A 2,792-nucleotide genomic window follows, 5' to 3' on the forward strand; every position below is an offset into this window, starting at 1 on the left:
GGATTACAAAAGTCCAAATCAATTTGAAGCAGAAGCAACAAAATACTCGACAAAAGTGGCTTAACTGAGGTGTCCGGTTTTACTTGACCAGGTCAATCTTTATCTTACCGCCAAGGAAATTGCACATTACGTTGAGCAGACGTGGCAAGTTTCACAGCGAAAGCGGCATAACGCAATTATTACACCGGTTAGGTTTCGTTTACAAAAAGCCCCGATTGATTCCGGGTAAGGCCAATGCTGAGCTGCAGAAGGATTTTATTGAACGTTATCGAAAGCTGAAAGCAGAGAAGGCGCCGAATGACCCGATTTATTTCATGGACGCCACACATCCGCAACACAATCCAATTGCCGGATAGGTTGGATCAAACGTGGTCGGGATCACGAAATACGCAGCAACACAGGCCGACAACGCATCAACATCAACGGCGCTATCGATTGTGCGGGACTCTATCCGGTCATTCGTTATGATGACACTATTAACGCGCAATCTGCGGTAGCGCTATTACAACAAATCGAGCTACAGCATCCAGACGCTCTCAGTATTTACGTTATCTGTGATAACGCACGCTATTATCGATCACGGATCGTTACAGAATACTTGACGCATTCAAAAATAGAATTGATCTTTCGCCGCCATATGCACCCAATCTGAATCTGATAGAACGATATTGGCGGTTCTTCAAGAAAAAAATCCTATATGGCAGGTACTATGAAACTTTTGCTTTATTCAAACAGGCCTGTGGCGATTTTTTTGCCGCACATGAGTGCTATAAAGAATCGCTACGCTCCTTGTTGACCGATAAATTCCAGATTATCGACTGCGCTTGACTGCCGAAATTTGAGGTGTGGTGAGTATATGTCAGAAAATGTTTGGAAAAGCTGTGTAGCAATTAATTTGTATTTGTTCCAGTTATCTCTGCTTTAAAAATGCTTCTTTAATCGGGCACACAAAACCTTCCAGTATAGGTGGCGATACTGCCCGGTTCGCCGCCAACCTCCTGCCCAGCCACTCCAATCAAGCCAGTTGCACCGTCGAAATCACCATCACCCCCAACGATCTTCACGATTTGCCCGGAAAATCCACCAGTAGGTGCGCCAAGCTGAGTAATGACACCGGAGTCCTTCGTATATAAGGTTCCCCGCAATCCTCGGAGTCTGCTTACCAAGATAGCTTGTGAGGTAAAGATTTGAAGGTCCACCCGCGTGTCGTCAGGTGGTAATTGATTAAGCGGATCTAGAGGAGGGAAGATAAGCGGGGTAAAAGCGAGAGTGTTATCGGGTGATGCCTCAGACACTACCGGAGCGGTCGTTAACTCCGATGTGCCCGTAAAGGAGACATTGCCACTTCCACTGATGGCAAGGTAAGCTCCAAACTGATTAGTAAAACATACGTTTGGATTTAACTCCCGCGGATAGGGGAAGGCACACCCGAGGTCATCGACGTTGCCAGAATACGGTACTGGCACTGCCTTAATAACTCCATCGACATCGTAACATTTGCCAAAACTGTTGGTGGCAACGAACGCGAGTAAGCAAGCGAAGAATCTTAAACGCTTTGCGGTATTCATAGAATTTCCTTCTTATAGGTGGTTAAAATGATACCTGATTACAGATAGCTTTCAGTCAATTCTACATAACCAAAATGTTCAAAGTATTTGAATTAACTTGGTATGTCTGATTATTTGTATTGAAACTTTATGGCATTTAAAATGCAAGAATTTATTGTTTTATTTAATCTATCAAAATAGTGCAGGTTAATTGCTTATATACATTATATTTAATGTGGTTAGTTTTTTTGGCAACTGGTTGAAGATGATACGTAATCAAGTATTAGTATCCTAACACGGAAAGACTTCCGTTCGAGACTTACTTTCCACACATGTAACTACTCACCCCATACTTTATGAGCTTCACCCGCCAATGCAATCTGAATGGCGATTAACGGGTTATATCCCTTATTGGCCATGGATTGCAGATAGCTGGAGATTCGGCAATAGGCATGCGCATACTCGCTGGTTCTGAAGCAGCCCGAGACTTTTTGTTTAACCTTTGACATTCTCAAGTCCCGTTCAGCTCTGTTATTGGTGAACGACACATGCGGATCTTTAGCAAACAGCAGTACCGCGGCTTCATGAACTTTCAGTCTTTCCAGAAGGTTGTGTGCGTCGGATTTGGCAAGCTTGCCGCGTTTACCATTGGGCCTGGGCGGAATGACCGGCAGTTCTTTTTCGCCGCGCGTTAAAATATTCCGGTAGCGTTTCTGTAGATTGGCTAACGCCTTATCGCTCAACCGCTTTTCCGTACTTTTAGAGACTGTTTTGCACGTTTCCTGCAGCAGGCGTTTCATGTTGCGCGCCCAGGCATAGCCATGCGTGTCAACAATGAAGATCAGCTCACGTAACAAGTGTGAACCACACAATCCGTGATTGCAGCCATGGTACGATAAATAGGATGACCAGCAGTCATGTATGATGGCGCCCCCATAGCGTGGAATGATGTTGATTTCGTCAATGGCGGTTTTACCCCGATTTCGGTGCAAGAACTTGAGTGTAATGTCACCTGAAGAATACACGTGGATCCAGTGGTTCTTCGTATCAACCCGGAAGGATGTTTCGTCCACGTTAATCGCGGGTGCGTTGAGTATCCATGCTGTAGCCTGATGCTCCCAGGTTGCCAGCGCCTGGTGAAGACGAAGGACAAACTTGAGCAAGCTGGCCTCGGCAATCACGATACCTATCATCGATTTCACCAGCTTCTGCACCCGGTTCAATGCAACCACCTGGCCGACCAGC

Annotated in this window: 5 protein-coding genes; 3 read left to right on the top strand and 2 right to left on the bottom strand. The window is 45.5% G+C overall.

Annotated elements, in window-relative coordinates:
* The first annotated feature begins 131 nt into the window (after positions 1 to 131).
* The 3 genes from BMY60_RS15540 to BMY60_RS16800 are packed head-to-tail and all read left to right on the top strand — an operon-like array spanning position 132 to position 828.
* Positions 132 to 356 carry a winged helix-turn-helix domain-containing protein gene (locus tag BMY60_RS15540; protein WP_218141724.1) on the top strand — a complete coding sequence of 75 codons (225 nt, stop codon included), beginning with the start codon at positions 132 to 134 and terminating at the stop codon, positions 354 to 356.
* Positions 357 to 385: 29 nt separating this feature from the next.
* Entirely contained in the window at positions 386 to 652 is a 267-nt protein-coding gene (locus BMY60_RS16795; protein WP_371264224.1) for a transposase, read from the top strand.
* Positions 619 to 828 carry a transposase gene (locus BMY60_RS16800; RefSeq protein ID WP_371264225.1) on the top strand — a complete coding sequence of 70 codons (210 nt, stop codon included), beginning with the start codon at positions 619 to 621 and terminating at the stop codon, positions 826 to 828. Before BMY60_RS16795 ends, BMY60_RS16800 begins: the two co-directional genes overlap by 34 nt.
* A 107-nt stretch (positions 829 to 935) precedes the next feature.
* Here the strand turns inward: BMY60_RS16800 and BMY60_RS14885 are convergent, their stop codons facing one another.
* Together BMY60_RS14885 and BMY60_RS14890 are read right to left on the bottom strand one after the other, a co-directional pair.
* The gene (locus BMY60_RS14885; RefSeq protein WP_090334687.1) at positions 936 to 1,568 is read right to left on the bottom strand and encodes a hypothetical protein; all 633 of its coding nucleotides are present in this window, start codon (positions 1,566 to 1,568) and stop codon (positions 936 to 938) included.
* 317 nt (positions 1,569 to 1,885) lie between these two features.
* A partial coding sequence (locus BMY60_RS14890) for an IS66 family transposase (RefSeq protein ID WP_177166706.1) occupies positions 1,886 to 2,792 on the bottom strand: 907 nt, incomplete at its 5' end.

It is taken from the genome of Nitrosomonas sp. Nm51 (assembly GCF_900111165.1).
Taxonomy (GTDB): Bacteria; Pseudomonadota; Gammaproteobacteria; order Burkholderiales; family Nitrosomonadaceae; genus Nitrosomonas.